This window comes from Sodalis ligni (genome assembly GCF_016865525.2).
Classification (GTDB): Bacteria; Pseudomonadota; Gammaproteobacteria; order Enterobacterales; family Enterobacteriaceae; genus Acerihabitans; species Acerihabitans ligni.
This window is the reverse complement of the sequence record NZ_CP075169.1, coordinates 958983-984923: the sequence shown is the minus strand read 5'-3', so window position 1 is coordinate 984923 and position 25941 is coordinate 958983. Positions and strand designations below refer to the sequence as shown.

The window sequence follows — 25941 nt, the reverse complement described above, 5'->3', positions numbered from 1 at the left end:
CGGAGCAGGACCGCAGCGACCCCGGCCGGTCGCCTGGACGCTTGATGATGAGGTTGCAATGAAGCCGCTAATCGCTATGGAAAATGTCAGCAAAACGTTTTACGGGGTGAAAGCGCTTAATGATATTGCCCTGACCTTATTGCCCGGAGAGGTGCATAGCCTGGCAGGGCAAAACGGCTGCGGCAAGTCGACGCTGATTAAAATCATCTCCGGCGTCTATCAACCGGATGCCGGAGCGAAAATCACCATTGACGATCATCTGTTCTCCCATTTGACGCCGGCGGAATCGGTCAAACGCGGTATTCAGGTGATTTACCAGGATCTCTCTTTATTCCCCAACCTGAGCGTGGCGGAAAATATCGCCATCAATCTTTACCATCGGCATCTTTGGGTGAACAAGCGCCGCCTGTATCAACTGGCGCAGCATACTCTGAATGATATCGGCGTTACCCTTGATTTGCACGCGCAGCTGGAGACGCTCTCCATCGCGCAGCGCCAGCTGGTGGCGATTTGCCGGGCGCTGGCGCAGGACGCCCGGCTGATTATCATGGATGAACCCACCGCATCGCTTACCATGACGGAAGTCAAAGGGCTGTTCAGGCTCATCCGCCAGTTGAAGGAACGGGGTATCTGCGTGGTATTTATCAGCCACCGCCTGGATGAGGTGTTGGACGTGTCGGATCGTATTACCGTGTTGCAGGACGGCGTACATATCGGGACCTTCCCCGCGGCCGACATGGGCAGTAAACAGTTGGCTTTTCTGATGACCGGCCTGGCGTTCGACTACCAAGTACTGGCCCCTTATCCGGGCGGTAAACCGGTGGTGCTGGAGGTGGAAGGGTTAAGCCGCCGCGGCCAATATCATGATATTTCCCTCAAGGTGCATCAGGGGGAAATCGTCGCCATCACCGGCCTGCTGGGCGCGGGGAGAACCGAACTGTGCCTGAGCCTGTTCGGCCTGACCCGTCCGGACAGCGGCGTGATCAAGATTGACGGCCGGCCGGTGCATTTCAACAGCAACCGCGACGCCATTGCCGCGGGCATCGGTTATGTCTCGGAAGATCGTCTTAGCACCGGCTTGGTCATGGAACAGTCCATCGGGGATAATATCATCTCGACGGTCTTGCCGCAGGTGAAGGACCGCTGGCGCCTTATTGACCGGCGGCGTGTACAGCGCCTGGTGGATGAGATGATCCGCCGGCTGACCATCAAGTCGGACGATACGTCGCTTCCGGTCAATACGCTTTCCGGCGGCAATGCCCAGCGGGTGGCCATAGCCAAGTGGCTGGCGACCCGTCCGCGCCTGCTGATCCTCGATTCACCCACGGTGGGGGTTGATATAGCCAATAAAGCGGGCATCTACCAGATTATCAATGCGCTGGCCGAACAGGGCATCGCGGTGTTGATGATTTGCGACGAGATCGAGGAGGCCTATTATAACAGCCACCGTATCCTGGTGATGCGTGGGGGTGAGCTGGTGGCTGAATTTCTTACGTCACAGACGACCGAGGCGGCGTTGGCGGAGGTGGTCAATGGTTAACAAAACGGAATTGTATCGCCATGAAGGGCTGCTTATCTTGACTATCCTTATCCTGGGAGTGGTTTTCAGCCTGAAAAGCGATGATTTCCTGACCTTCGGCAACCTCTATGACCTGGTCAACAACTATGCCATGCTGATGATTCTGGCGTGCGGGCTGTTTATCGTCCTGATCTCCGGCGGCATTGATATTTCATTTCCGCCCATGACCATTATTGCCCAGTACGTCATGGTCACCGCGCTGCTGAAATACGGCGGTAATTTCCTGGTGGCGTTCCTTATCGCCGGCGGCGTCGGAACGGCTCTGGGTCTTATAAACGCTGTATTGGTCAACCGGCTCAAAGTCCCCTCCATCATCGTCACCATTTCCACCTTGAATATCTTTTACGGCTTGCTGCTCTACTTTTCCAAAGGGGTCTGGCTTTATAAATATCCCGACTGGTTTGAAAACGGACTGACGATATTCACCTTTACCGCTTCCGACGGCAATGACTACGGACTGAACCTGCCCATCATGACCTTGCTGGCGGTGCTGATAGTCACCGGCTTGTTGATGAAACGCAGCAGCATCGGCCGCAAGATCTATGCCATGGGCGGCAACCGCGAGGCGGCCTCCCGGCTGGGCTTCGGCATCTTCAAACTGCAGCTGTTCGTCTATGGTTTTATGGGGCTGCTGTCAGGTATCGCCGGGGTGGTGCAATCCTATACCGTCATGACGGTGGCCCCGGACTCGCTGCTGGGCTATGAGCTGACCGTCCTGGCGGCGGTGGTGCTGGGGGGGACCAGCATTATCGGCGGGCGCGGCACGCTGTTGGGTACGATGCTTGGGGTCATATTGCTGGCCATGCTGCAAAACGGCCTCAACCTGATGGGCATTTCCTCTTACTGGCAAATGGTGATTACCGGCCTGGTCATCGTGGTCAGCATCAGCTCCACCGCCTGGAGCCAGCGCAGTAAATCGGAGATCCTGTCATGAATAGCCTGAAAGTAAAAGACCATGTGGAAGTGTATCTGGTGGTCTTGCTGCTGCTGATCATCGTGGTTTTCAGCACGCAGATCCCGGGCGTATTCTGGTCGGCGTCGAATTTCCAGTCTATCGGTTCACAGCTGCCGGTTCTGGGCGTGCTGGCGTTCGCCATGGCGGTAACCATGCTGACCGGCGGCATCAATCTGTCGATTATCGCCACCACCAACTGCTGCGCCCTGGTCATGGCGTGGGTGGCCACCCATTTCGCCCCGTCCGCGGGCAGCGCCCTGCTAATGCTGCTGGCCGGCATCGGCATGGCCTTGGTCATCGGCCTGCTGAACGGCATATTGATAGCCGTTATCCGCGTCTCGCCCATATTGGCTACCCTTGGCACCATGACCCTGCTTAAGGGAATAACCATCCTGATATCCAAGGGAACGGCGATTTCCAATTTCCCCGCCTATGTGCTGTGGCTTAACAGCAATAATTGGTTCGGCATCCCGGTGCCGCTGTATCTTTTTGCGCTGGTGGCAATTGTTATGTGGATTGTGCTGGAGCGTTCTCCGCTGGGCCGGCGAATCTACCTTATCGGCTCCAACCAGCGGGCGGCCCATTACTCCGGCATCAATACGCCGCGCACGCTTATGGCAACCTATATTATCTCCTCGCTATTGTGCCTGGTGGCCGCGCTGATGATGATGTCAAAGCTGAACTCCGCCAAAGCCGGCTACGGCGAATCCTTTTTGCTGACCAGTATCCTGGCGGCGGTCTTGGGAGGCGTTAATCCCGATGGCGGCTTCGGCAAGATTGTCGGTATGGTATTGGCGCTGATCCTGCTGCAAATGCTGGAAAGCGGACTAAATATCATGGGAATAAGCAGTTACATCACAATGGCGCTGTGGGGCGGTCTGTTGCTGGCGTTTCTTTTTCTCAAGGGCGGCCGGCTGCCTTATTTCGGCCGGTAGCCATTGGCGGCTTACTCTTCTGCCGGCAAATAAATAAAAAAACTGTCGCCGACGCAAATATTTTCCCGGCTGATTCGTCTACCTCTGTATCTGAACCGTATGGAGTGGACAACATGAGAGATCGCAAGTTTAAGATATTGGTTATGGCCGTGGTGGCTGTCGCCGCCGTCACCACGCTGGTGATGCTGCTGTGGAATGCGCTGCTGCCGGTAATTTTCGGCGTCAAGAGCATTGGCTTTTTCCAGGCGCTGGGATTGCTTATCCTCAGTAAAATCCTGTTCGGCAGCTTTCACGGCCACGGCATGTTCGCTCGCAGAAGACAAGAAATGCGCGAGCGCTGGATGGCGATGAGTCCCGAGGAGCGTGAAGCCTTTATCAAACAGCGCGGCGCGGGCCATTGGCACGGACGCTGGCATGGACGCTGCCACCATAGGGATCGGGACAATGAACCGCGCACCGACGACAACGGCCAGGCCTAATGACTAACGCCGCAGACCGGCGCCACGTCCTGATGGCTGCGCTGCGTGGCTGCCAGCAGCGGCTGCGGGCGTTTATCGCCGGACGTACCGGTAATATCGCCGATGCGGAAGATGTCTATCAGGAAGTAAGCTATCAGTTGCTCAAGGCCGATAGCTATCTGCACCCCATTGAGCAGGTAGCCGCCTGGCTATATCGCGCCGCCCGCAACGAGCTTATCGACCGGTCGCGTAAAAAGCGCGAGCTGCCGCTCTCCGACGAATTCGACAGCGAGTGGCCCGCCGGAGAAGAACTGGGTGAGATACTGTTCAATCCCCAAAGCGGCGCCGAGGACGACTACCTGCGCCAGCTGGTTTGGGAGGAACTGGCGCTGGCGCTGGAAGATATGCCGGCGGCGCAGCGGGAGGCATTTGAAAAAACCGAGCTGCAGGGCTACTCCTTCAAGCAGCTTGCCGAGGAAACCGGTACCGCCGTTGAAACGCTGCTATCACGCAAGCACCAGGCAGTACTGTTTTTGCGCCTGCGGCTGCAGGTGCTGTATGAAGCGGTGACGGGCTCCTGACCGGTCGAATGCGCAGGGAAAAAGCATGCATGGCGGCGAAAAAACCGCCCGTAAAACGAGACGGTTTGCGCTTGTTGACATAGTGCCCGGTCGAGACAGGCTGCCAAATCGACTCCGAGTATGTTTGTCAGCGGCCTGAATCAACGCAGATCGGCGCGAAGCTCACGCACCCCCCGTCCCAGGCGTTCGCGCAGCAGCGTGCCTAGCGTGGTTCCGTCAACATAGCCCACTTCGGTCGCTATGGTATCCAGATCGAGGCTGCTCCCCTGGATAAGGGATCTTGCCCGTTCCACACGCAGGTCCTGAAAGTAGGAGAGCGGCGATTTACCGAGCACCGCCTGGCAGCGCCGCTGCAATGTCCTGGGACTAGTGGCCAGCGCGCCTGCCGCCTCCGCCAGCGAAAAACCTTCCTTGAGATGATCCCGCGCCCACCGCTCAAAGCGCTGAATGACCGGATCCGCCTGCGCCAGATGGTTGGGAATGATGTAGGGCGCCGGTGAGGAACGGAAGTCGGCGAGCAGGTAGCGGGAAACCACCGCCGCCAGCTCCGGGCTGTACTTGCGTACCAGCCAGAGGGCAAGATCCAGATGGCCCATGGCGGCCCCGGCGGTAACAATCCTGCCCCACGGCACGAGCATCCGGGTTTCGTCGAGTAGAATATTCGGGTACCGCTGCCGAAACAGCGGAGCGAGCCACCACGTCGTCGTGGCCTCACCCCCATCGAGAAGCCCGGCTTCCGCCAGCAAAAACGTCCCGATACAGGAAGCCGCGATATGGGCGCCTTTGGCGTGCCATTTCCTTAACTGCTCCATTCCCTGGCGTACGTCCCGCCGTCCCAGCGCCGGAATCAGCGTCTCCGGACTGCCGGTATTGAGCGCCGGAACGATCACCCAGTCCGGCTTAGCGTCCGGCATTATCCCCTGCACAGGTATCGCCAGCCCGTGGCTGGTCTTGATCTTCTTTCTCATGCCGACGATTGACACCTCGAAAGTCAGCGCTCCCCCCATCTGCTGAGCCGCGAATTTGTGTGCGAGCCTGAGCGCGTCAAGCAGCACGGTCAGCCCGGTATCAAACACCCCGTCCAGGGCAAGTATAAAAATTCTCATGGCGTAAAAGACCTTAAAATTGTCGTTTACGACTACACCGGAGTCACAGTCGAAAGACGATGTCTTTCTTACCTGCCCAATGGCGTAAATCGCAGTAAAAATGTCGTTTACGACTGTTCTGTTATTCAGTCCCTCAGCCTAGACTCAAACCTTCTTACAACCCACCCCGCATAAGGAATACCATCATGAAAGTTATCTCTATAGGAACCATCATCAAACCCATGTCGCCGGAGCAACGTCAGCAGGTCATGTCGAAGGAAGTGCCCGACACGCTTAAACACTACCTTGACGGCACCCTTGAGCAGTTCTGGTATCGCACCGATAAACCCGGCGTGATCTTCCTCATGAACGTCGAGTCGGTGGAAAAGGCCAAGGCGACCATTGAAGCGCTGCCCCTGGTGACCAACGGCTTCGCGCAGTACGAGTTCATGTCGGTCGGCCCGCTGGCCCCCCTTGGCATGCTGCTTCAAGACTAATAAGCGCGGGAGGCGCCGACGAATTATGAAACCGACCATCCTTATCGCCGGCCGAGCGCGCACCGACGGCAAGGGTTGATAAAGGGCAGCATATTGCTACGCCCAGGGCCCGGTTCAACGCCTCTTCAGTTATCAAAATGCAATAATGTTTTCCCTTAAGTTCCCGGCCAAAAACCGGATCGGGATCGAAATGCCAAATATCGCCTTTTCGAGGAATCCTTCCCTGTACCATTATTTGTATTCCTAACCCACCAGCGTCGAGTGAGTGAATTTTTTAACATCTTCGTTAAGCGCTGCGATCTCATCCGAATCAATCACAGGAACAGGTGGTATTGATCTCTTTGTTAAGCCGTATCATAAACAATCTCGACTCAAAAACCGCCGCAAGCGTCAGCTCGGCATCGTAATAACGCCATGCCTGCCAGCGGAGCGAAACGCCGGTCTGTCCGGGCCTCTCCGGGCGGCATGCTCTTAGCCTATAAGCGAGACGGCGGTCTCAAGGGCATGGCGGATGGCGCGGTTGGCCTCCTCGCCGTCGGGCATGGCTCGCGAGATGCTAATCACGCCAACCATCATCGAAACGATGCTCCATGCCCGCCGTTCGCGATCCGCTTCGTTGCCGCCAAGGACAGCCGACACTTTGCGGATCAATTCCGCCATCCTGAGCCGGTATGCCTCCCGGACCGCCGGGGCGGCACGGGCGACATCGGCGCTCAAGGTCGGCATGACGCAGCCCGATGCCGGATTCTCCCGATGACTGGCGCTGATGTACTCGGTTAGCCATTGCCGGAGAAGATCCCGCCGCTCGGCGACGCTTGCGGTATTGGAATCGATAAAGGACTTGCCCAGGCAAGACTCGATGACGCCCTCCAGCAGCGCCTGCTTGTTCGGGAAATTTGAATAGAAAGCCCCCGACGTGACGCCGGCCGCCGCCGCCAGACCGTCGACGCCGATCCCGTTGAAACCGTTCGTCCTGAGAGCCTGCGCTCCCGCCTGTAGGATGGCCTCCTTGGCCTTAGCCTTCTGATCCGGCGGATATCTCATTCCTCATTCTCCAAATATACCACGGTAAGCATTGCACCATAGAATAACGATCGCTATATTATAATCATCGCATCCATTATACCACCCGCGATGGTTTTGCCAGCGCGTGGTTCGCGCCACTGGAGCAGCGATAGCATTTGACTATGCGCCGACGAAATCGGCTTCCCGACACCTGAACCCGTACCAGCAGACTGGAGAAAAAAATGGCCCATGAAGCGCATCAGCGCCACCCGTTCCTGGATGACCTGACATCTGACGCCGAAATGACAGGTACAGCCCTGCGCCGGCCTGTTTCCGGTCGCGAAAACATCAAAAAGCTCATCGAAACCGTCGCCACGCTGTACAAATCGCAAACGCCGATTTTTCTCGAGACCGTCGGATCACGCAGCTTTCTGCAATATGAAGCCGAGCTTACCAACGGAATGCCGTTAACCGGCGTGGCCATCATCGAGCGCAACGCGGAAGGCGGCGTCCACCGCGTATCCATTACCATGAGCCCTCTGGGCCCGGTACTTTCGCTGTCCGGCCAGCTCGGAGCGCTGCTCGGTAATGACGTCGGAGAAGACCTGTTCCTTTGAGTCTTGCCCAATCAAGCAGCGGCGCGACACCAGTATGATCCCGCGTCCATTTCTCCCATTTTCAAAAGGCACCCCATCATGACCACCGCGACGATCACCTCCAAACCCATCACTATAGAACACGTCAGAATAACCTCCCGGCGCCCCTTTCCACAGGTGCGAGCCGCCATCGAGGCCGACCTTCCCATACTCGACGCGAATATCCAGGTCATGCTGAGCAACGGCGATCGGGAGGGTATCAAGCACTTTGTAGACAACGGACCCAAGCTTTTCATGTTTCTCGAGCGCGACCACGGCGATCTGCTGGCGATAACCGGGCATAAGCGCAACGCCGTCCAATATGAGATTGGCAATCCCATCACCGCCTCGACGATGACGCGTCATAATCTGGGCGCGGCGCTCTATGCGCCGCTCCGCGTCGCGCTGTTTGAAACCGACGGCGGGGAGGCCGTTTTCGAATATGACAAACCCTCCACGCTCTTCGGCCAGCTTGGCGACGAACGGGTCACCGAAATCGGGCGCTACCTCGACCGGGAGCTGGAAGCCGCGCTTTTGAAGGCGGCCGGCTGAAGGGCCGATAAGCATAGACGTTGGCAAAATAAGTTTTATATTCATGAACTACCGCAGCAAGTTGAGGGAGCGCATACCTGCGGCTAGTGTTGTTTAGTTCAAAATTTTCATTATTGTGCAACCCCAAAACCTTCGTGTTTCAATCTTGTTTAAATTTTAACGGACATCTGTTTGTTACACTCTAATGAGACTGAAGCTTATTGTCTTTTGACAAAGAATAATTATTAGTAGCAATAATGTTTTATGAAGGTATTACCATGGAATTAATACTAAGCGATGTACCGGATGAGGGCGAAGAAAAGCAGATACTTGATGGCTTGTGGGGATATAACCATCAATTCTCGCCGGTTCACATCCATCCGCTCAGGATAGTTTTAAAAGATCCGACTGGTAATTTACAAGGGGGAATAATTGCAAGAACTTGGTGGGGCGGGCTTGAGATACAATATTTGTGGATAGGGGAAATGTCTCGGGGGAAAGGCTATGGACGCACACTAATGACAACAGCTGAAGAAGAAGCGAGAATGAGGGGCTGTCACTTCGCGTATGTGGATACCTTAAGTTTCCAGGCTTTAGGGTTTTATAAAAATCTTGGCTATTCGGAGTATGGAAATCTTGGCGGCTTTGCACATAAATTTTCGAGGCACTATTTATTTAAGATTTTTCGCTAATAAAAGGATTTTTATTAGGTTTGAAAATGGATATAGCAATACTATCACATTAATTGAGAAACTCGATGAACCTTGGGTATAAAGGATGCAGTATCACGACACGTTTATATGAATCCACCCGCGAGAAAGTACACTAACACGCCAGATAATTTCCCAATTGAAGGAAAACTGGATATTGAGTTCCCCGCTGAGTGGCATGAGTTACATGATGAGCTAATAAAGCACGACCAGATTACCATGAATAAAAAGGCAGTGTCAGCGTTTTGGAAGTACATCACTGGAATGGTTGTTCAAAGCCTACCCCTTTATCAGTGATAAAATACCCATTTATGAAAGTGATGGTAACTGTATCGGGATTATCTGGTTAATTATACATGGATATACCAGAAAGGAGATCTCCTACATACTAAATATTTCTTCATGCGCGGTGAAATGTCGGTTATATTCAGTATTTCAAAAAATCAATTTTAATATAAAACAATTGCGTGAACTTTATATTAACAACAGGATGGACAGTTATATACCATCTTCAATTCTAAAAATGGTTTACTTTTTTATGAATAACTTTGAAAAGTATATTATCGGCCGGGTGCCACCTGAATGCCGTTTATCGTTTTGGGTATCGCGCTGGTTCATGCAGGGATGTTAACCGCACTCGATCAGTTTATGCTTGGTGCCCTCCTAGGCCATTCAATGACTATGGCCGATGCTTTTATTGCTATTACCATTGCAAGTCTGATATTTGGCGCGCTGACATTTGCCCTGGGTTATGCGGGTATGAAAGAGGGATTGCCAGGTACAGTGCTTGCACGCTGGTGCGGCTTCGGGCGTATCGGGTCGGTACTGGTCAGTATAGTGATTGCTGTCAGTTTGTTAGGGTGGTTCGGGGTGCAAAATGCGGTGTTTGCCAGAGGTATCAACCACGCGCTGAACGGTGTCCCGGGATTTGGCCTGTCGGCTGCCGTATCAGGGATATTTCTGACATTTCTGGTGGCATTCGGCATTAAGGCGCTTAAAATCACAGCCAGCATAGCGGTTCCGCTTTTTATTACGGTTATCACTTTCATCTCCTTCCATATACTCTCGCATCAGTGTCTGATGACCGCAGCGGGATCTACGCCACAGGGTGAAACCTTATCTGTCCCCGACGCAATAACCATAATTATGGGAGGTTGTATTGTCGCAGCACTTATGACCCCAGATATTACAAGGTATGCGAAAAGTCTACCCATGTATTGTCAATGACATTGTTTACGATTCTTGCAGGTGAGTACCTGATTAATGGCTTGGCCATTATTCTGTCCAGAGTTTTGAATACAGAAGATGTGGTTACAATTATGGCTGAGGCTACGGGGGCATTGGGCTACTGGCGGTAGTATTCTCCACGCTAAGGGTTAATGACCTGAATCTTTATTCCTCATCTCTAGGGATTGCAAACACCTTTTCAGTTCTGACCGGGAAAAAGCCAACTACACGACTATTACTATCAGTATTGGGTTAATGGGCACGATGCTTTCTTTACTGGGGATACTCGAGCGGTTTGCCGATTTTCTTATGCTGCTTGGCATTGTTTTCCCGCCAATAGTCAGCGTAATGGTTGTGGGCTATTTTATGGTAAAGCAGAATACCAAAAGATTCGCTATTCTCAGACAGAACAATACGTTACCCGAAGATACAAACACTCCACTAATCGGATGGGCGGCTATTCTCGCGTGCATAACAGGTAGTCTCGCTGGAACAATTAATAGCATTGGGATACCATCCATCAATTCACTATTGATTGCAGGAGTAGCTTATTGGAGTGTTGAAAAGTGAAATACCATTTCATATTAAAGAAAAGGATAGCAGTGAATGTCAATTATAAAAATGATTCAGTATTTTAAAATAGTGGTGTTTTGAAATACTGAATCGCCTTGATTGCATCGCGGAAATAAAATGACAAAATTGTAGAAGACATAATCAAATATTTATACAAGCATCATCCTGCGAGTGACATAATACCATCGCCATAAGTTTATAGTAAATAGGCGCCTACCTAGGGCACGTCCAAATCCATCCTATACACATGCGGCATTCTGATTTAAGCATCGTAATTGCGTAATAAAATTAAACGCGGTTTCAATTCTTCCTTATTAACATATATCGATCAATTAAATTATAGTTCGCATCGTAATATCGGCTTGGCCAGATTTCAGCCGGATGAACACTGAGCGCATCAGCGATAATAAATTCGCCTTTAGGCCAAGGACGAACCAAGGCGTTTGCCAATGTGCTTGAACTGAGGCCCGCCTTACGAGATACGGCCGCGAGTGGTACCCTCTTTACGAAGGGCCGCTATGATGTCTGCCGGGTGCCAGTCTTTTTCATTATTCTTCACTACCTCCATAAAATTAACCTGCCTGACGACACATGCAACCCGCAGGTAGATGATTTTTCCTATGCATAATCATTAATAAATTAAAATATACAGGGTGATGACTACTCGATTTGCATGTCTACAGTATGTACTTTTCGGGATTTCAAACACCAAACAAAACGGACATTGACATTTGATTTTAATTGTGATGGTCATTAACAATAGCTTACTATTGTTCATTAAATATCCAACTCTATATTTAAGCGATCAAATTTTCCTTGTATATAGCAACTAAAAGGGAAGTTCTAAAATAGATATTACCCCCATGATTCTATTTTATGGTGACTTCGTTTTAAAACGCCTTAATAGAATTATTTCATAACATATCAAATAACATTAGTTTATTCAGATAAGGCATTATCTTAAACCGTCAATAGTTAATCCAGAAATCACTCCTCCTGAATTTCCATTTCCAGCGTAAGGTTAAGTAATTCCAGTCGTTCAAAGAGTATAAATAGCAGCAATTCTCTGTACACCGGATGTTGAATTTCACTAATGGCATGAGTCAGGGCGCGACAATGGTCGACAACTTCTTCAATGGTGAGATGTGTGTTATCAAACATTATGCTTTCCCCCGTAATTGATTAATCGGAGGGGAAGGTAAAGAACGTATCTTAGGCATAGAATCGCTTCACAGTAGTTTATGATGAAAACTACCACCAGAGCTGCTAATCCCATGGGTGGTAGCCCAGACGAGGTTAGCAGTACCGGCACTACTGGAAACCGGCCAGCCCGAGGGCTGCCTCACCTGAGCCACCATAGACATAGATAAACACAATTTTAAACTGCGTTCATTATGGTGTGCCAAAGCGTCGACCAAGAGCATGCGTTTTGCATGCAATATCGCCAGTAGTGTTCCAGGCTGCTAACCCCGACTACGGATTGAGCCGTAGCAAGGTGACTATAACCCAATTTTTCAATTACATGCAATCAGATATCAGACTTTCCACTGCTTATGCGATAGCCGTTACAGTAAAATTGAAATCCATGTTTTGAGCGATTAGCCGTATCGAATACAGTCGATAATGATCGAAACTGTTGTGGGACTCAAAAAGCTGTAATAAGGAATTTATCCATATAGAAAAGCTGATCTTTTAGCTTATGGATGCTGGAATAGCAGGAGAATTTGGAGCGGGTGAAGGGAATCGAACCCTCGTATAGAGCTTGGGAAGCTCTCGTTCTACCATTGAACTACACCCGCGGGAGAAACGCGCAGAGCATTATAACCTTATGTCGGCGGCTGACAAGCGGTCCGGCGACTAACTGCGTGAGTTTTAAACGATTATCGCCAAACAAAAGGGCCGGCGATTTTTAGACGGCCCTTTGGGATTGCCAATACGCTCCTGCCGGGAACCCCATCCTGACCGGATGGGGCAACCGCCTTACTTCTGCGGGCGCAGCGCCGGGAACAGGATCACGTCGCGGATGGTATGGCTGTTGGTGAACAGCATGATCATCCGGTCGATGCCGATGCCCAGGCCGGCGGTGGGCGGCAAGCCGTGCTCCAGGGCCGTGACGTAGTCTTCGTCATAAAACATGGCTTCGTCGTCGCCGGCATCCTTGGCGCGGACCTGATCGGAAAAGCGCTGCGCCTGATCTTCGGCGTCGTTCAGCTCGGAGAAACCGTTGCCGATTTCACGGCCGCCGATAAAGAATTCAAACCGGTCGGTAAAGAACGGGTTTTCATCGTTGCGGCGCGCCAGCGGCGACACTTCCGCCGGGTATTGGGTAATGAAGGTCGGCTGGATCAGGTGGCTTTCAGCGGTCTCTTCAAATATCTCGGTTTGCACCCGGCCCAGGCCCCAGCTTTTTTCCACATGGATGCCTAAGGATTCGGCGATGGCGCTGGCCTTGGCCATGTCGTCCAAATCGGCGGGGTTCGTTTCCGGCCGATAATGGCAAATGGCTTCCCGCATGGTCATCTTGACGAAGGGCTGGCCGAAATCAAAGATATGATCGCCATATTCCACCTTGCTGCTGCCCAAGACCCGCTGCGTCAGGGTACGGAACAAGTCTTCGGTCAACACGATCAAATCCCGGTAATCCGCGTAGGCCATATAGAGTTCCATCATGGTGAACTCGGGGTTATGGCGCGGCGAAATACCTTCGTTACGGAAATTGCGGTTGATTTCAAACACCCGTTCAAAGCCGCCCACTACCAGGCGTTTCAGGTAGAGCTCCGGCGCGATGCGCAGATACATATCGATATCCAGCGCATTGTGGTGGGTAATAAACGGACGGGCGGCGGCGCCTCCGGGGATGCTTTGCATCATCGGGGTTTCCACTTCCATAAAGCCGTTGTCCACCATAAAGCGGCGGATTTCCACCATGATCTGCGAGCGCACTTTGAAAGTGTGGCGGGATTCGCCGTTGGCGATAAGATCCAGATAACGCTGGCGGTAGCGGGTTTCCTGATCGGCCAGGCCGTGGAATTTATCCGGCAGCGGGCGCATGGCTTTGGTCAGCAGACGAATCTCGGTGCAATGGATCGATAATTCGCCGGTGCGGGTTTTGAAAACCCGGCCGCGGGCGCCGAGAATATCCCCCAGATCCCATTTTTTGAACTGTTCGTTGTAAACGCCTTCCGCCAGCTCGTCGCGGGCGACATAAAGCTGGATATTGCCGCCCACGTCCTGGAGATTGGCGAACGAGGCTTTACCCATGATACGACGGGTCATCATGCGGCCGGCGACGCTGACTTCCACCCCCAGGGCCTCAAGCTCTTCGGCGGACTTACCGTCATAGGCGGCATGGAGCTTGTCGGAGGTGGTGTCGCGCCGAAAATCGTTCGGGAACGCATTACCCGACTCGCGCAGCTGCGCCAGCTTTTCGCGGCGGGCGGTCCAATTCGTTATTTAAATCCAGCGCCTGGGGGGCACCTTCCTGTGATTGTGATTCAGACATCTTGGCCCGGCTTTAAGACTTGCTTCAATAAATTTATCCAGATCGCCATCCAGCACCGCCTGCGTGTTGCGTGTTTCCACGCCGGTACGCAGGTCCTTGATACGGGAATCGTCCAGGACGTAAGAGCGGATCTGGCTGCCCCAGCCTATGTCTGACTTGGTGTCTTCCAGCGCTTGTTTTTCCGCGTTTTTCTTTTGCAGCTCATACTCATACAGCTTGGCTTTGAGCTGCTTCATGGCCTGTTCTTTGTTCTTGTGCTGCGAACGGTCGTTCTGGCACTGGGTCACGATATTGGTGGGGAGATGGGTAATGCGCACCGCGGATTCGGTACGGTTAACGTGCTGGCCCCCGGCTCCGGAGGCACGGTATACGTCGATGCGTAAATCCGCCGGGTTGATTTCGATATCGATATCGTCGTCCACTTCCGGATAGACAAACGCCGAGCTGAAGGAGGTGTGGCGGCGTCCGCCGGAATCAAACGGGCTTTTGCGCACCAGGCGGTGCACGCCGGTTTCGGTGCGCAGCCAGCCGAAGGCGTATTCGCCCATGATCTTGATGGTCACTGATTTGATGCCGGCTACTTCGCCGTCGGACTGTTCGATGATTTCGGTCTTGAAGCCGCGGGCTTCCGCCCAGCGCAGATACATGCGCATCAGCATGCTGGCCCAGTCCTGCGCTTCAGTGCCGCCGGAGCCGGACTGGATATCAAGATAACAATCGGAGCTGTCGTATTCGCCGGAGAACATGCGGCGGAATTCCAGCTGGGCCAGCTTGGCTTCCAACTGGTCCAGCTCGGCCACGGTGTCGTTAAGGGTTTCTTCGTCGTCTTCTTCCACCGCCAGTTCCAGCAGGCCGGAGACATCGTCCAGTCCGCGGGTCATCTGATCGATGGTTTCAACAATGGCTTCCAGCGAGGAGCGTTCCTTGCCCAGCGCCTGCGCGCGTTCGGGTTCGTTCCAGACGCCAGGCTGTTCCAGCTCGGCTATGACCTCTTCGAGACGTTCCTTCTTGAGATCGTAGTCAAAGATACCCCCTGAGAACTTCCGTCCGTTCAGACAGGTCCTGGATGCGGTTTTTTACCGGATTGATTTCAAACATGAGTGTCATTTGCTCGTAAAGAGATAGAGTGCGTATTAACCGGCTATTCTAGCGGATCCGCGCCAATGTTTGTAGCGTCTTAGGCTTAGAGCGGCCAGAGATGCTGGATTAATAATTGAACCGTGCGATTACCGCGATATTCGTTCACATCCAGCTTATAGGCCATCTCAACGGTGCGGACGCTGTTGTCGGGCCAAATCCGGTTATCGATATTAAACGCTATGCCGTCCAGCAGCGGCCCGCCGGTCAGGGGTTCAACCATGAGCTTTAGGTGTTTTTCACCCACCAGCCGCTGTTGCAGCACACGGAATCTGCCGTCGAACAGCGGTTCGGGAAAGGCTTGCCCCCAGGGGCCGCCGTCGCGCAGGAGTTCGGCGGTGGGCAGGTTCAGTTCGGCGCCTGACAGTTCGCCATCGGACCAGACCACGCCGTCCAGCTGCGCCGGATCCAGCCACTCGTTCACCAGTTCGGCGAAACGCTGCCGGAAGGGTTCGTATTGGACCTGCTCCAGGGAGAGTCCGGCGGCCATGGCGTGCCCGCCGAATTTCAGGATCATGCCGGGATAGAGCGTATCCAGTCTTTCCAGGAGATCGCGTAAATGCAAACCGGCCACCGATCGGCCGGATCCTTTCAACAGGCCCTCCCCCGCCGGGGCGAAGGCGATAACCGGGCGATGGAAGCGTTCCTTGATGCGGGAAGCCAGTATTCCCACCACGCCCTGGTGCCATTCGGCGTGATAAATCGCCAGACCGTAGGGGAGTGCCGTTTGGCTGCGCTCCATCTCGCCGCACAGCGCCAGGGCTTCCGTTTCCATGCCCTGTTCGATCTCGCGCCGGGTTTGATTCAATGAATCCAGCTCACCGGCCAGCATGCGGGCCTGGGACAGATCCTCGGTCAACAGCAGCTCAACCCCCACCGACATATCGTCCAAGCGGCCGGCGGCGTTCAGGCGCGGCCCCAGGGCAAAACCGAGATCGGCGGCGCAAAGCCGGGCAGTGTCGCGATTGGCGATTTCCGCCAGGGCGCGTATACCCGGCCGGCAGCGGCCGGCGCGGATCCGGCTGATGCCCTGATGCACCAGGATGCGATTATTGCGGTCAAGGGGCACCACATCGGCCACCGTGCCGAGAGCCACCAGATCCAGCAGCTCAGCCAGCTTGGGCGCCGGCAGGTTTTTTTGCCCGAACCAGCCGCTTTCGTGCAGCCGGGCGCGCAGCGCCAGCATCAGGTAAAAAGACACGCCGACTCCCGCCAGGGATTTGGAGGGAAAGGCGCAGCCGTTCAGATTGGGGTTCACGATGGCATCGGCGTCGGGCAAGGTCTCGCCGGGCAGGTGATGATCGGTAATCAGCACCGGGATGCCGTGCCGGTGCGCCAGCTCGACGCCCGAATGGGAGGAAATGCCGTTATCCACCGTCACGATGATTTGCGCGCCGCGCGCCATGGCCTGTTCCACCACTTCGGGGCTCAGGCCGTAACCGTCCTCGAAACGATTGGGCACCAGGTAATCGATATGTTCCCCGCCCATCTGGCGCAGCGCCAGCACCATGACGGCGGTGCTGGTGGCGCCGTCGGCGTCAAAATCCCCCACCACCATTAATCGGCGGTTATCCGCCAGCGCGCCCACCAGCATATCCACGGCAAGTTCGATGCCGTCCAACTGCTGATAGGCCAGCAAACCCCGGACGCCGCGCTCGAGGTCGTCGCCGGTCTTGATGCCCCGCAGCGCGTAAAGGCGCCTTAGCAGGGGGGGAAGATCCACGTCAAGCAACCCGTCGGCGGCGGCCGCCGGGCGACGCCGTAATACCGTTTTCATGTCCGTCACGTTATCAGCCGCCCGTCGCGCCGTTTGGCGATTGCTGATCGAGCATCGCCGCCATCTCTTTCGGGCTTTGATAGCCCGGGACCATGACCCCGCTTTCCAGCAGGATGGCCGGCGTACCCTGGATGCCGTACTGGACGCCAAGCTGGTAATGCCGGCTGAGATCGGTCTTACAGGTGGCCGGAGGCACCGCGTCGCCTTTCATGGCTTTATCAAAGGCCGTTTTGGGGTCGGCGCTGCACCAGACCGAAACCATGTCTTTCTCCGATTGGGAATTCAGGCCCTGGCGCGGAAAAGCCAGGTAGCGGATGGTAATGCCCAGCGCGTTGTAGTCTTTTATCTGTTCATGGAGCTTGTGGCAATACCCGCAGGTGACATCGGTAAAGACGGTGATGACGTATTTTTGCACAGGCGCCCGGTAAACGATCATCTCGTCCTGCATGGCGTTTAATCGTTTGTTTAATAATTGATTGGTGACATTCACCGGCTGGCTGCTGCCGACATCGTACATCGGGCCCTGTATGACATGCCTACCGTCATCGGAGACATAGAGAACGCCGCTTTCCGTAAGCACGGTTTTCAGGCCCGCCACCGGCGAGGGCTGGATTTCGGCGCGATGCACGCCCAGGCGGTCAAGGGCGTGCGTGATCGCGGCGTCGTCGGCATAAGCCAGGCGGGCGGTGGCCAGCGCCACGAAAGAGAGCAATAGCAGCCTTTTTTTCATTGTTAAGTCCTTTGATTATCTGTCCTAATGGTATTTGTGAAGTCCGTTAGCAGGCGACCCTTGGATACATCCCTCTATCGGCATTGGGAGGTATCACGGCCGTGATCATGCCGGCCGGTTGAACCTATACCGGCTCACCCCCGGGGATGATGCTGCTGGTGTATCAGTTTCAAGCGCTCGGTGGCCACATGGGTGTAAATCTGGGTGGTGGAGAGATCGCTATGCCCCAGCAACAGCTGTACCACGCGCAGGTCCGCGCCATGATTCAGCAGGTGAGTGGCGAACGCATGCCGCAGGACATGGGGCGAGAGCCGCGCACTGTCGATACCCGCCAGAATCGCATAATGTTTGATGCGATGCCAGAACGTCTGCCGGGTCATTTTCTGGCTGCGATTGCTGGGAAACAGGATATCCGAGCTGTGTTCATTCATCAGCCAGGGACGGGCATGTTCCAGATAATACTCCACCCAGTGTACCGCTTCTTCTCCCAGCGGCACCAACCGTTCTTTATCTCCTTTGCCCACCACCCGCACCACGCCCTGGCGCAGGCTGATATCGCTCATGGTCAGCCCCACCAGTTCGGAAACCCGAAGGCCGGTGGCGTACAGCACTTCCAGCATGGCTTTGTCCCGTATCTCTATGGGCTGTTCCAGCACCGGCGCGTTAAGCAATGCCGACACCTGCGCCTCGCTGAGATCCTTGGGCAAGCGCTGGGGCAGCTTGGGCGCCGCCAACAGGGCGCTGGGATCGTCGTCGCGCACTTTTTCCCGATACAGGTACTGGAAAAAACGCCGCATGGCGCTGAGCAGCCGCGCTGAGCTGGCCGCTTTGTAGCCTTCCGCCAGGCGGGCGGCGAGATAGGATTGCAAATCCGGTGCCCCGGCGCTCAAAAGGGAGCTTTGTTGCCGGACCAGCCAATCGTCAAGCTGCTGCAAATCGAGGCGGTAGGCCGACAGGGTATTCTCCGCCAGGTTGCGCTCCAGCCAAAGGGCATCAAGGAACTGTTCGATCCATGGGTTATTCTGCTGTTGCATCTAGGCCCCTGCTGGTTTACGACAGGCTACATTATGCCTGATACGAAGGTAAATCTGGTACACTTGTTGTTATCAGGTTGTCATGAAGAGTATGGCTAAAGATGAAAGTCGGTTTGTTTTATGGCTCCAGTACCTGCTACACCGAAATGGCCGCGGAAAAAATCCGCGATATTCTCGGTGCGGACCTGGTGGAGCTGCATAATATCAAAGATGTGCCGCCACAGCGCATGGAAGATTATCCAGTATTGATCCTCGGCATCCCCACCTGGGATTTCGGCGAAATCCAGGAGGATTGGGATGCGGTCTGGCCGCAGCTGTCCGGGCTGGATCTGTCCGGTAAAATTATCGCCTTATACGGTATGGGCGATCAATTGGGCTACGGCGAATGGTTTTTGGACGCGCTGGGCTATCTGCACGACGTCCTGACGCCCACCGGCGCGCGGTTTATCGGCTATTGGCCGATCAAAGGCTACGAATTCACCAGTCCGAAAGCCCTGAGCCCCGACGGACGGCATTTTGTCGGTCTGGCCTTGGACGAGGTGAATCAGTACGATCTGAGCGACAGCCGTCTGCAGCAATGGTGCGAGCAAATTCTAAACGAAATGGCCGCCCTGCTATAAGAAATTAACGATCGTGCCGCTGTTGCACCGAGGCGGCATGCAGCAAAGCCTGGCGCAGGCTGCGCCATTCGCGCTGGTCCATGCTGTCCGCCGCCAGCCAGAGTTTGCGTGTGCGCCTTCCCCCCACCTGGCGTAACGAGATCAGGATGCCGCTTTTCAGCATCCAGGGCGTTCCCCTGATTAACCAGTCTTTATTATGCCAGCGCAGGTGCAGGCCGCTTTGCAGCACGAGTTCCCCCCGACAGGCCATGATATTTCTCTGACTGCGAATGCACTCGAAGACCACAAGCGTAATAAGCGTGACCCAAACCAGACCGTAGTTCTCGGGCCAGGGGGATAACAGAATCAATAGCGTCAATATCCCGTGAATCACCAGGGAGAAGATTTGCGTGCGCCACGACACCCTTACATCACAGCGCCAGAGGGCCACGGGCTTTATTTCGTGTTTGTATCAGGTTAATCATTTTTTTCAATCCGCTATCCTGGGGCTCGCCATGATTCATCAGCCAGTTGAAAAGATCCGGGTCGTCGCATTCCAGCAGACGCACGAACAAACCTTTGTCCTCGTCGCTCAGGGTGTCGAAATCGTATTCAAAAAACGGCATTATCGAGATATCCAGTTCACGCATGCCCCGGCGGCAGGCCCAGTGGATGCGGGCTCTATTATCGATATCCATATGGACTTTATACCTCCCATGCTGACATTCCGGCAGCTAGTTTAACCTGTTTTGCTATTGCGCATTACATAAAACGATACATTCCGACACGTTCTGCTAATTTTTCCCGATGCATATCGCACGGATAGGCAAAAATGCGGTGAAATAACCGCTTGCAAAGCCCTGAGGCTATTTTACCATTGACCTATATTTAGCCTCACAGCACAGGAGTGTCATATGTCGCTTAACGTTCCTTTCCCCCCACGGCTGCCGACGCCGTCCAGCCACTTGCCCTTAACCCTGATTTCGCTGGAAGACTGGGCGCTGGTAACGCTTACCGGCCCGGATACCGAGAAATATCTGCAGGGACAAGTGACCACCGACGTCGCCGCCATGGCTGCCGATCAGCATATTCTGGGGGCGCATTGCGACGCAAAAGGCAAAATGTGGAGCGATTTGCGGATCTTTCACCGCAATGAAGGCATGGCGTATATTGAACGCCGCAGCGTGCGGGACGCGCAGCTGGCGGAACTGAAAAAATATGCGGTATTCTCCAAAGTCACCATCGCCGCCGACGACGGCATCCTGTTGTTAGGCGTTGCCGGTTTCCAGGCGCGGGCGGCCCTGAGCGGCATATTCGACAACCTGCCCGACCCGCAGCATGCGGTGGTGCAGGAAGGGGAAACCACGCTTTTGCATTTCAGCCTGCCGGCTGAGCGTTTTTTGCTGGTGACCACCGAGGCGGTGCTGCAGCGTTTGCTGGACAAGCTGGCGGGCCAGGCGCAGTTCAACGACAGCCAACAGTGGCTGGCGCTGAATATCGAAGCGGGATTGGCGGTGATAGACAGCGCCAACAGCACGCAGTTTATTCCCCAGGCGGTCAATCTCCAGGCGCTGGGCGGCATCAGTTTCGATAAGGGCTGCTACGCCGGTCAGGAAATGGTGGCCCGCGCCAAATACCGCGGCGCCAATAAACGCGCCCTTTACTGGCTTGCCGGTAAAGCCGGCCACGTCCCGGCCGTCGGCGACGACCTGGAACTGCAGCTCGGGGAAAACTGGCGCCGCACCGGCACGGTGCTGGCCGCCTGCCAACTGGAGGACGGCACGGTCTGGGTGCAGGCGGTTTTAAACAACGATTTGGCGCCGGACAGCCATCTGCGGGTGAAAGAGGATACCACCGGGGCGCTGGCCATTCAGCCGTTGCCCTACACCCTCACGGACTAGCCATCGCAAACCAGGCGAAGGGCGTTTTTATGCCGGTTTTTTTGCCGGCTCCGCCCCTTCCTGTGCGGTTAACCGATCCAGTATTGCCTGGGCGGTATTCACATCGGTCACCAGAGAATTGATCATGCCGGATCGCACGGCGCCGATAATCCCGGCGGCTTTCTCCGGCGTGGCGGCGACGCCGATGGTCAGCGGCGTGCGGCGCAGCTGCTCCGGCGACGCGGCAATCATCCGCTCCTCCCCTTCCCAATGCAGGATCCCCCCCGACTCGGTCACATAGTGGCGCAGCACATCGCCGGCGGCCTGGCTGAGCGCTTGCTCATCAAGAGTGGCGGCGGTGGACTCGCTGGGTTTGGGGGCATGGGTCAAGCCGACGCCGACAATAGCGACATCCAGCCGGTCCCACAGCGAAATAATACCCTGAACGCTGTGGTCGCTGAGAAATGCATCGCGCAGTTCAGCGGAAGAGATATAAGGCGCATGCAGAAAATAAGGGGTGCCCTCCATGTGCTGCGCGGCCAGACGGACGAACTCATTGATCTGGAAATGGGGCGCGGCCTGCTGCATACCGCCGTTCAGCGCGACGGTCAATATCCCCGGTATGCGGGGCAACCCTGCCACGGTCACTTCCCTTATCGCCCGGCCCCAACCAATGCCTACCACCGAACCGCTGCCCAGTTTCGCCTGCTGCAGGAGGGAGGACAAAGGCGTCGCCAGCGAGCTTAAAATATTGCTGGGCGGGGTTTCCACCACCGACGCCGTCTTCAATCCAAGGCGCTGGATCAATTCGTCAGTCATATTTTCCGGCGACGTCAATTCAATGACCTCAATCCTGATAATTCCCGCCGCGCGCGCTTTGTTAAGCAAACGTGAAATGGTCGCGGTTGATAAACCCAGCTTCCGGGCTATGTCCACCTGGGACATATCTGACTCATAGTGCAGCTTCGCCACCATATGCATCATGGCGCGCGTTGCCGTCACATCTTGCAAAATTGGTTCTTTCAGCTTGAAATTCCTTTCTGCAATGTATTACACTGTTTTTGACATAGGGGAATTATTGCTCAATGCCAGTGAAATTGCAACGACCAGCATTGGCGTAAACCCCTTATGAACCGGCCTGCGGAGCGCGTTTGACCCTGTTCTTGCACGTCGGATGACGCCGCGGCCAGTCGCATTAACGTTTGTGAATATGCAACAAATTTCACGCCCAGGAGTAATAAATGTCAAAGATGTCTACTTCAGAGTTACGAGGCTATCAGCAAATCTGCGGCAATAACGGCGCAATGATGGTCATCGCCTGCGACCAGCGCGGCGCTATGCGCAGCCTGCTCACCAGCGACCCGGAGCTGCAGTCGAAAATTTCCGAAAAGCAGTTGGGAACGATTAAGGCCGATATCACCCGTTATTTGGCCAGCAATGCCTCCTGCGTACTGGTGGATCCGGTCTGCGCGGTACCGCAGTTGGTTGACGACGGCGTGATTTCCCGCAATACAGCCCTGTTGATTGGTCTGGACGCCTCAGGCTGGGATACTTCCCCTGAGGGTTACCGCCTTTCCCGGCTGGTACCCAATGTGAACGCCCGGCATGTGCGCGAGCTGGGGGGCACCGGCGGCAAGATAATGGTATACCTGCGTTCCGATCATGACGAGGCGAACCGTCACAATATCGCTATACTGCGTCAGTGCGTGGAAGATTTCGCCAAAGAAGATATATTGCTGGTGGTTGAGTATCTCACCTATCAGCTTGAGGGTGAAAGCGACGAAGAGTATAAAGCCAAATTCCCAGAGCTTATTAAAGGCGGCGCGAAGATTGCCCTGGAATGCGGCGCCAAGGTATTGAAGCTGCCCTATCCCGGCTCGCCGCAGGCCTGTGCCGAGATTACCCGCATCGCCGGCGATGTTCCCTGGGCCGTGCTTTCCGCCGGCGTCGATCACGCCACGTTTTTGAAACAGGTGGCCGACGCCATGAGCAACGGCGCTTCGGGGGTGATTGCCGGACGTTCCCTTTGGAAGGACTGCATTTCCCTGGACAGCGCATTGACGAAAGGCAAGCTGGAGACGCTGGCGGTGCCTCGCCTGAATGAAATCCAGGCCGTTATCCGGCAGTATTATCGTGCGGACAAACTTAACCAAGGCGCATTGGCGGGACAGGTACACCATGGCTGATACCAGAGCAGCTTCTCACGACGAACCGGGTAAAACTCATTTTGCCGACGCAAGGCCGTCGGAATATGGGCGCCCTGTCGCGGGAAACGGCAAACGTGTTGTGCTGGTCAACGGAATTCCCGCGTCCGGCAAAAGCACTGTCGCCGTTGAGCTCTCTAAACGTACCGGCTGGTTGCACTTATCTCTTGACGGCATAAAGAATCCTTTCCTTCAGCTTATCGACGGTGTGGATCGCGCCTTTAACCGGGTATTGGGCAGAGCAAGCTATCAGGCCATCTGGTCTATCGTCGCCGACGCGCCCCCGGGAAGTACCTTTATTATTGATGCCTGGTTTGGTTTTCAACCAAAAGAAGTGCTCAGGAATTACCTGATACAGGCGGATGTAACCCGTCTGGCCGAAGTCTGGTGCGATATTTCAGGGGAATTGGCTGCGGAACGCTATCTCGCCCGCCTTGATCAGCGATTACCCGGACACCCTGGGAAAGAATATGTCCCTGAATTGATTGCGCTGGCAAACCGCGCGGAGCCTATGGCTTTCGGCCCCGTATATCTGGCACGGCAAAATCAGTTTGTTGATATAAATGCATTGGATGACTGGATCGCTCAGGTCTTCGAGTCACCCGTCGATATTAATAAACCGGCTTAAGGAGTTATTACAAAACGGCAAAAAAAAAGAATAGCAATTTTTTATTTATAATAATTTTCACTGGTTATTCCCATGAGATAACTGCGGATATCTAACGCGTTTCTATAATTATATTGCATCGTCATTGATTTTAGTTAATAGTAAATAGGTATGGATGGATCACAGTTTTATTTATTTATCGAATCCATACTTATAAAAACATTTTATATCTTAATGAGGTTTCTTATGTTAACGGACTGGATTAATGACGCCAATATCACCTTAGTTAACCAGGTTAATAACTGGCAAAGCGCGGTGGAATTGGCTGTGCAGTCATTAATAGCGCAACAGGCTGTGGAAAGCAGATATCTGCAGGCTATCTATGCCATGCATGAACAAATTGGGCCTTACTATGTATTGGGCGAGGGAATTGCCATGCCCCATGCGCGGCCGGAGGAGGGAGTAATCAAAACCGCATTATCTTTGGTTTTAGTCAAAGAAGGCGTGAACTTCGGCAGTGAAGACAATGATCCGGTATATATTATTTTTGGACTCTCGGCGGTAGACAGCAATTCACATATTGAAATGATTGCGAGTCTTTCACAATTTTTTTGCGATGAAGAGGCGGTGAAAAATCTTAAATTAGTGATTAATAAACAGCAGGTGCTGGATATTATCGGTCAGTTCTGATAAGTGAAAAAATGAAAAGAATAGCCATTATCGCCAGCGGCGGCGATGCAGCGGGTATTAATTCAGCCATCGCGCAAATCGCTCAGCGGGAGGAATTAGATATATTAGCATTCCACGGTGGTTATGACGGTATTATTGAACAATCTCCTTTTGCGTTATCGCTTGCGGAGATGGGTTCATCGGTGTCTTCCGGCAAAAACCTGTTGCGCAGCGCACGCAGCCGTTCGCCCTGGACCCCGGCGGGCCGCCATGCCATCCGAAGCCGCCTGCGGTCTATGGACGTGCAAACCTTGCTGGTGTTTGGCGGGGGAGGTTCGTCGCAGGCGGCGTTATTGCTGGACCGGGAGGGTTTACCCACGGTGGTGCTCCCCATGTCCATTGATAATGATATCGCCGGTACTGAATTTACCATCGGCTTTGACAGCGCGCTGGCGGTGGCGACCAACGCGTTGGATCAATTGCACAATACCGCCCGGAACATGGAAGGACGGGTGTTTTTGTTGGAGGTCTTTGGCGCCGATGCCGGCCATATCGCCCTGGGCAGCGCCCTGGCGGGGGGCGCCCATGCGGTATTACTGCCTGAATATCCGCAGGATATGGGCGGTCTGTGCAACAGAATCAGACAGTGCCTGGCGGCGCCCCAGGGTTATGCATTGGTGGTCTGTGCCGAAGGTTATCCGATGGAAAATGCCTTTCTGGCGGGAACGCAGGGCGTGTCGATAAAGATTGGCAAAATAATTGAAGAAAATATAGGGTTTAAAATTCGTCATACGGTTTTGGGATTTTGCCAGCGGGCCCCTTCACCCTCGGTGAAAGATCGTCTATTGGCAATAGCCCTGGGCCAGAAAGCAGCAGACGTCATTCTAGCCGGCGGGCACGGAATGTTGATAGGCATTTTGAACGGACAGGCCGTTAGCTGTGAGCTGAATAAGGCATTAAGTGGGAAAAGACAGCTTGATCCCCATTTGGTCTCGGCAGCGCGACATCTCCATATGATCAATTAAGGAATA

At 54.2% G+C, this 25941-nt stretch carries 27 protein-coding genes, 1 tRNA gene and 4 pseudogenes; 17 read left to right on the top strand and 15 right to left on the bottom strand.

The annotated features are described in order from the left end of the window. The first annotated feature begins 58 nt into the window (after positions 1–58). The 5 genes from GTU79_RS04595 to GTU79_RS04575 all read left to right on the top strand — a co-directional run bounded on the left by GTU79_RS04595 (position 59) and on the right by GTU79_RS04575 (position 4508). On the top strand, positions 59–1540 hold the full coding sequence (locus GTU79_RS04595) for a sugar ABC transporter ATP-binding protein (protein ID WP_203522733.1): 1482 nt from the start codon (positions 59–61) through the stop codon (positions 1538–1540). Then, positions 1533–2513 carry an ABC transporter permease gene (locus GTU79_RS04590; protein WP_203522734.1) on the top strand — a complete coding sequence of 327 codons (981 nt, stop codon included), beginning with the start codon at positions 1533–1535 and terminating at the stop codon, positions 2511–2513. The genes GTU79_RS04595 and GTU79_RS04590 overlap by 8 nt, the downstream gene beginning before the upstream one ends. Continuing rightward, a complete protein-coding gene (locus GTU79_RS04585) occupies positions 2510–3469 on the top strand; it encodes an ABC transporter permease (RefSeq protein WP_203522735.1) in 960 nt (319 codons plus the stop codon). Before GTU79_RS04590 ends, GTU79_RS04585 begins: the two co-directional genes overlap by 4 nt. Positions 3470–3582: 113 nt before the next feature. After that, positions 3583–3948 (top strand): hypothetical protein, encoded by a 366-nt coding sequence (locus GTU79_RS04580; protein WP_132923323.1) that lies wholly within the window; start codon positions 3583–3585, stop codon positions 3946–3948. Continuing rightward, positions 3948–4508, top strand: coding sequence for an RNA polymerase sigma factor (locus GTU79_RS04575; RefSeq protein ID WP_243701464.1), 561 nt, complete (start codon positions 3948–3950; stop codon positions 4506–4508). The genes GTU79_RS04580 and GTU79_RS04575 overlap by 1 nt, the downstream gene beginning before the upstream one ends. A gap of 140 nt (positions 4509–4648) precedes the next feature. Here the strand turns inward: GTU79_RS04575 and GTU79_RS04570 are convergent, their stop codons facing one another. Next, positions 4649–5614: a GlxA family transcriptional regulator gene (locus GTU79_RS04570; protein WP_203522736.1), complete on the bottom strand. Its 966-nt coding sequence runs from the start codon at positions 5612–5614 to the stop codon at positions 4649–4651. Positions 5615–5799: 185 nt separating this feature from the next. On the opposite strand from GTU79_RS04570, the gene GTU79_RS04565 reads away from it, so the two are divergent. Beyond that, positions 5800–6090, top strand: a complete 291-nt coding sequence (locus GTU79_RS04565) for a hypothetical protein (protein WP_203522737.1) — start codon at positions 5800–5802, stop codon at positions 6088–6090. On the opposite strand, the gene GTU79_RS04560 is transcribed toward GTU79_RS04565, so the two are convergent. Both GTU79_RS04560 and GTU79_RS04555 read right to left on the bottom strand, forming a co-directional pair. Continuing rightward, entirely contained in the window at positions 6041–6322 is a 282-nt protein-coding gene (locus GTU79_RS04560) for a type II toxin-antitoxin system PemK/MazF family toxin (RefSeq protein WP_203522738.1), read from the bottom strand. The genes GTU79_RS04565 and GTU79_RS04560 overlap by 50 nt on opposite strands. Positions 6323–6561: 239 nt before the next feature. Further along, on the bottom strand, positions 6562–7134 hold the full coding sequence (locus GTU79_RS04555; RefSeq protein ID WP_203522739.1) for a TetR/AcrR family transcriptional regulator: 573 nt from the start codon (positions 7132–7134) through the stop codon (positions 6562–6564). A gap of 203 nt (positions 7135–7337) precedes the next feature. Between GTU79_RS04555 and GTU79_RS04550 the strand changes: the two genes are divergently transcribed. The 5 genes and pseudogenes from GTU79_RS04550 to GTU79_RS04530 all read left to right on the top strand — a co-directional run bounded on the left by GTU79_RS04550 (position 7338) and on the right by GTU79_RS04530 (position 10768). Further along, positions 7338–7712, top strand: coding sequence for a hypothetical protein (locus tag GTU79_RS04550; protein WP_203522740.1), 375 nt, complete (start codon positions 7338–7340; stop codon positions 7710–7712). A 78-nt stretch (positions 7713–7790) separates the two neighbouring features. Continuing rightward, on the top strand, positions 7791–8282 hold the full coding sequence (locus GTU79_RS04545; protein WP_203522741.1) for a DUF302 domain-containing protein: 492 nt from the start codon (positions 7791–7793) through the stop codon (positions 8280–8282). A 257-nt stretch (positions 8283–8539) separates the two neighbouring features. After that, a complete protein-coding gene (locus GTU79_RS04540) occupies positions 8540–8953 on the top strand; it encodes a GNAT family N-acetyltransferase (protein WP_203522742.1) in 414 nt (137 codons plus the stop codon). Positions 8954–9239: 286 nt separating this feature from the next. Further along, positions 9240–9374: pseudogene (locus tag GTU79_RS31280) on the top strand (hypothetical protein); the annotation flags it as partial. A 135-nt stretch (positions 9375–9509) separates the two neighbouring features. Beyond that, a pseudogene (locus GTU79_RS04530) lies at positions 9510–10768 on the top strand (cytosine permease). A gap of 303 nt (positions 10769–11071) precedes the next feature. Here GTU79_RS04530 and GTU79_RS04525 read toward each other — a convergent pair. The 9 genes and pseudogenes from GTU79_RS04525 to xerD all read right to left on the bottom strand — a co-directional run bounded on the left by GTU79_RS04525 (position 11072) and on the right by xerD (position 18951). Beyond that, positions 11072–11339 (bottom strand): annotated as a pseudogene (locus tag GTU79_RS04525) (helix-turn-helix domain-containing protein). A 419-nt stretch (positions 11340–11758) separates the two neighbouring features. Further along, positions 11759–11932 (bottom strand): hypothetical protein, encoded by a 174-nt coding sequence (locus GTU79_RS04520; RefSeq protein WP_203522743.1) that lies wholly within the window; start codon positions 11930–11932, stop codon positions 11759–11761. Between the two features lie 68 nt (positions 11933–12000). After that, on the bottom strand, positions 12001–12129 hold the full coding sequence (locus GTU79_RS04515; protein ID WP_253073624.1) for an ash family protein: 129 nt from the start codon (positions 12127–12129) through the stop codon (positions 12001–12003). 367 nt (positions 12130–12496) lie between these two features. Beyond that, positions 12497–12570: transfer RNA gene (locus tag GTU79_RS04510), tRNA-Gly, on the bottom strand. Between the two features lie 181 nt (positions 12571–12751). Then, positions 12752–14273 (bottom strand): annotated as a pseudogene (gene lysS / locus GTU79_RS04505) (lysine--tRNA ligase). After that, a protein-coding gene (gene prfB / locus GTU79_RS04500; protein WP_214513720.1) for a peptide chain release factor 2 occupies positions 14225–15371 on the bottom strand; the annotation gives its coding sequence in 2 pieces (ribosomal slippage) (positions 14225–15295 and positions 15297–15371; 1146 coding nt in all). Before prfB ends, lysS begins: the two are co-directional and overlap by 49 nt. A gap of 85 nt (positions 15372–15456) precedes the next feature. Continuing rightward, positions 15457–17187, bottom strand: a complete 1731-nt coding sequence (gene recJ / locus GTU79_RS04495) for a single-stranded-DNA-specific exonuclease RecJ (RefSeq protein WP_203522746.1) — start codon at positions 17185–17187, stop codon at positions 15457–15459. A gap of 13 nt (positions 17188–17200) precedes the next feature. Beyond that, positions 17201–17917: a bifunctional protein-disulfide isomerase/oxidoreductase DsbC gene (gene dsbC, locus GTU79_RS04490; RefSeq protein WP_203522747.1), complete on the bottom strand. Its 717-nt coding sequence runs from the start codon at positions 17915–17917 to the stop codon at positions 17201–17203. 134 nt (positions 17918–18051) lie between these two features. After that, positions 18052–18951 (bottom strand): site-specific tyrosine recombinase XerD, encoded by a 900-nt coding sequence (gene xerD / locus GTU79_RS04485; RefSeq protein ID WP_132923340.1) that lies wholly within the window; start codon positions 18949–18951, stop codon positions 18052–18054. Between the two features lie 101 nt (positions 18952–19052). Here xerD and fldB point away from each other — a divergent pair, with 101 nt between their 5' ends. Continuing rightward, entirely contained in the window at positions 19053–19571 is a 519-nt protein-coding gene (gene fldB / locus GTU79_RS04480) for a flavodoxin FldB (protein ID WP_132923341.1), read from the top strand. Positions 19572–19575: 4 nt separating this feature from the next. On the opposite strand, the gene GTU79_RS04475 is transcribed toward fldB, so the two are convergent. Further along, on the bottom strand, positions 19576–20001 hold the full coding sequence (locus tag GTU79_RS04475) for a protein YgfX (protein WP_132923342.1): 426 nt from the start codon (positions 19999–20001) through the stop codon (positions 19576–19578). Then, positions 19982–20248, bottom strand: a complete 267-nt coding sequence (gene sdhE / locus GTU79_RS04470; protein WP_132923343.1) for an FAD assembly factor SdhE — start codon at positions 20246–20248, stop codon at positions 19982–19984. The genes GTU79_RS04475 and sdhE overlap by 20 nt, the downstream gene beginning before the upstream one ends. Positions 20249–20464: 216 nt before the next feature. Between sdhE and ygfZ the strand changes: the two genes are divergently transcribed. Then, complete coding sequence (gene ygfZ / locus GTU79_RS04465; RefSeq protein ID WP_132923344.1) at positions 20465–21451, top strand: tRNA-modifying protein YgfZ; 987 nt, start codon at positions 20465–20467, stop codon at positions 21449–21451. Between the two features lie 27 nt (positions 21452–21478). Here the strand turns inward: ygfZ and GTU79_RS04460 are convergent, their stop codons facing one another. Continuing rightward, positions 21479–22432: a sugar-binding transcriptional regulator gene (locus GTU79_RS04460; RefSeq protein ID WP_243701591.1), complete on the bottom strand. Its 954-nt coding sequence runs from the start codon at positions 22430–22432 to the stop codon at positions 21479–21481. 239 nt (positions 22433–22671) lie between these two features. On the opposite strand from GTU79_RS04460, the gene GTU79_RS04455 reads away from it, so the two are divergent. From GTU79_RS04455 to GTU79_RS04440, 4 genes are all read left to right on the top strand, one after another. Then, positions 22672–23616 carry a tagatose-bisphosphate aldolase gene (locus tag GTU79_RS04455; RefSeq protein ID WP_203522749.1) on the top strand — a complete coding sequence of 315 codons (945 nt, stop codon included), beginning with the start codon at positions 22672–22674 and terminating at the stop codon, positions 23614–23616. Further along, the gene (locus GTU79_RS04450; RefSeq protein ID WP_203522750.1) at positions 23609–24262 is read left to right on the top strand and encodes a P-loop nucleotide/nucleoside kinase family protein; all 654 of its coding nucleotides are present in this window, start codon (positions 23609–23611) and stop codon (positions 24260–24262) included. Before GTU79_RS04455 ends, GTU79_RS04450 begins: the two co-directional genes overlap by 8 nt. A gap of 225 nt (positions 24263–24487) precedes the next feature. After that, the gene (locus tag GTU79_RS04445; protein WP_203522751.1) at positions 24488–24931 is read left to right on the top strand and encodes a PTS sugar transporter subunit IIA; all 444 of its coding nucleotides are present in this window, start codon (positions 24488–24490) and stop codon (positions 24929–24931) included. Between the two features lie 11 nt (positions 24932–24942). Beyond that, the gene (locus GTU79_RS04440; RefSeq protein ID WP_203522752.1) at positions 24943–25935 is read left to right on the top strand and encodes a 6-phosphofructokinase; all 993 of its coding nucleotides are present in this window, start codon (positions 24943–24945) and stop codon (positions 25933–25935) included. The last annotated feature ends 6 nt before the right edge of the window (positions 25936–25941 follow it).

Excerpts from the sequence above, each read along its gene's own strand:
- sdhE (WP_132923343.1), bottom strand. The coding sequence starts at position 20,248 with ATGGATATCGATAATAGAGCCCGCATCCACTGGGCCTGCCGCCGGGGC.
- dsbC (WP_203522747.1), bottom strand. The coding sequence starts at position 17,917 with ATGAAAAAAAGGCTGCTATTGCTCTCTTTCGTGGCGCTGGCCACCGCC.
- GTU79_RS04440 (WP_203522752.1), top strand. The coding sequence starts at position 24,943 with ATGAAAAGAATAGCCATTATCGCCAGCGGCGGCGATGCAGCGGGTATT.
- recJ (WP_203522746.1), bottom strand. The coding sequence starts at position 17,187 with ATGAAAACGGTATTACGGCGTCGCCCGGCGGCCGCCGCCGACGGGTTG.
- GTU79_RS04580 (WP_132923323.1), top strand. The coding sequence starts at position 3,583 with ATGAGAGATCGCAAGTTTAAGATATTGGTTATGGCCGTGGTGGCTGTC.
- GTU79_RS04515 (WP_253073624.1), bottom strand. The coding sequence starts at position 12,129 with ATGGTGGCTCAGGTGAGGCAGCCCTCGGGCTGGCCGGTTTCCAGTAGT.
- GTU79_RS04520 (WP_203522743.1), bottom strand. The coding sequence starts at position 11,932 with ATGTTTGATAACACACATCTCACCATTGAAGAAGTTGTCGACCATTGT.
- GTU79_RS04595 (WP_203522733.1), top strand. The coding sequence starts at position 59 with ATGAAGCCGCTAATCGCTATGGAAAATGTCAGCAAAACGTTTTACGGG.
- GTU79_RS04455 (WP_203522749.1), top strand. The coding sequence starts at position 22,672 with ATGTCAAAGATGTCTACTTCAGAGTTACGAGGCTATCAGCAAATCTGC.
- GTU79_RS04585 (WP_203522735.1), top strand. The coding sequence starts at position 2,510 with ATGAATAGCCTGAAAGTAAAAGACCATGTGGAAGTGTATCTGGTGGTC.
- GTU79_RS04555 (WP_203522739.1), bottom strand. The coding sequence starts at position 7,134 with ATGAGATATCCGCCGGATCAGAAGGCTAAGGCCAAGGAGGCCATCCTA.
- xerD (WP_132923340.1), bottom strand. The coding sequence starts at position 18,951 with ATGCAACAGCAGAATAACCCATGGATCGAACAGTTCCTTGATGCCCTT.
- fldB (WP_132923341.1), top strand. The coding sequence starts at position 19,053 with ATGAAAGTCGGTTTGTTTTATGGCTCCAGTACCTGCTACACCGAAATG.
- GTU79_RS04550 (WP_203522740.1), top strand. The coding sequence starts at position 7,338 with ATGGCCCATGAAGCGCATCAGCGCCACCCGTTCCTGGATGACCTGACA.
- GTU79_RS04565 (WP_203522737.1), top strand. The coding sequence starts at position 5,800 with ATGAAAGTTATCTCTATAGGAACCATCATCAAACCCATGTCGCCGGAG.
- GTU79_RS04545 (WP_203522741.1), top strand. The coding sequence starts at position 7,791 with ATGACCACCGCGACGATCACCTCCAAACCCATCACTATAGAACACGTC.
- ygfZ (WP_132923344.1), top strand. The coding sequence starts at position 20,465 with ATGTCGCTTAACGTTCCTTTCCCCCCACGGCTGCCGACGCCGTCCAGC.
- GTU79_RS04445 (WP_203522751.1), top strand. The coding sequence starts at position 24,488 with ATGTTAACGGACTGGATTAATGACGCCAATATCACCTTAGTTAACCAG.
- GTU79_RS04590 (WP_203522734.1), top strand. The coding sequence starts at position 1,533 with ATGGTTAACAAAACGGAATTGTATCGCCATGAAGGGCTGCTTATCTTG.
- GTU79_RS04450 (WP_203522750.1), top strand. The coding sequence starts at position 23,609 with ATGGCTGATACCAGAGCAGCTTCTCACGACGAACCGGGTAAAACTCAT.
- GTU79_RS04540 (WP_203522742.1), top strand. The coding sequence starts at position 8,540 with ATGGAATTAATACTAAGCGATGTACCGGATGAGGGCGAAGAAAAGCAG.
- GTU79_RS04575 (WP_243701464.1), top strand. The coding sequence starts at position 3,948 with ATGACTAACGCCGCAGACCGGCGCCACGTCCTGATGGCTGCGCTGCGT.
- GTU79_RS04560 (WP_203522738.1), bottom strand. The coding sequence starts at position 6,322 with ATGGTACAGGGAAGGATTCCTCGAAAAGGCGATATTTGGCATTTCGAT.
- GTU79_RS04570 (WP_203522736.1), bottom strand. The coding sequence starts at position 5,614 with ATGAGAATTTTTATACTTGCCCTGGACGGGGTGTTTGATACCGGGCTG.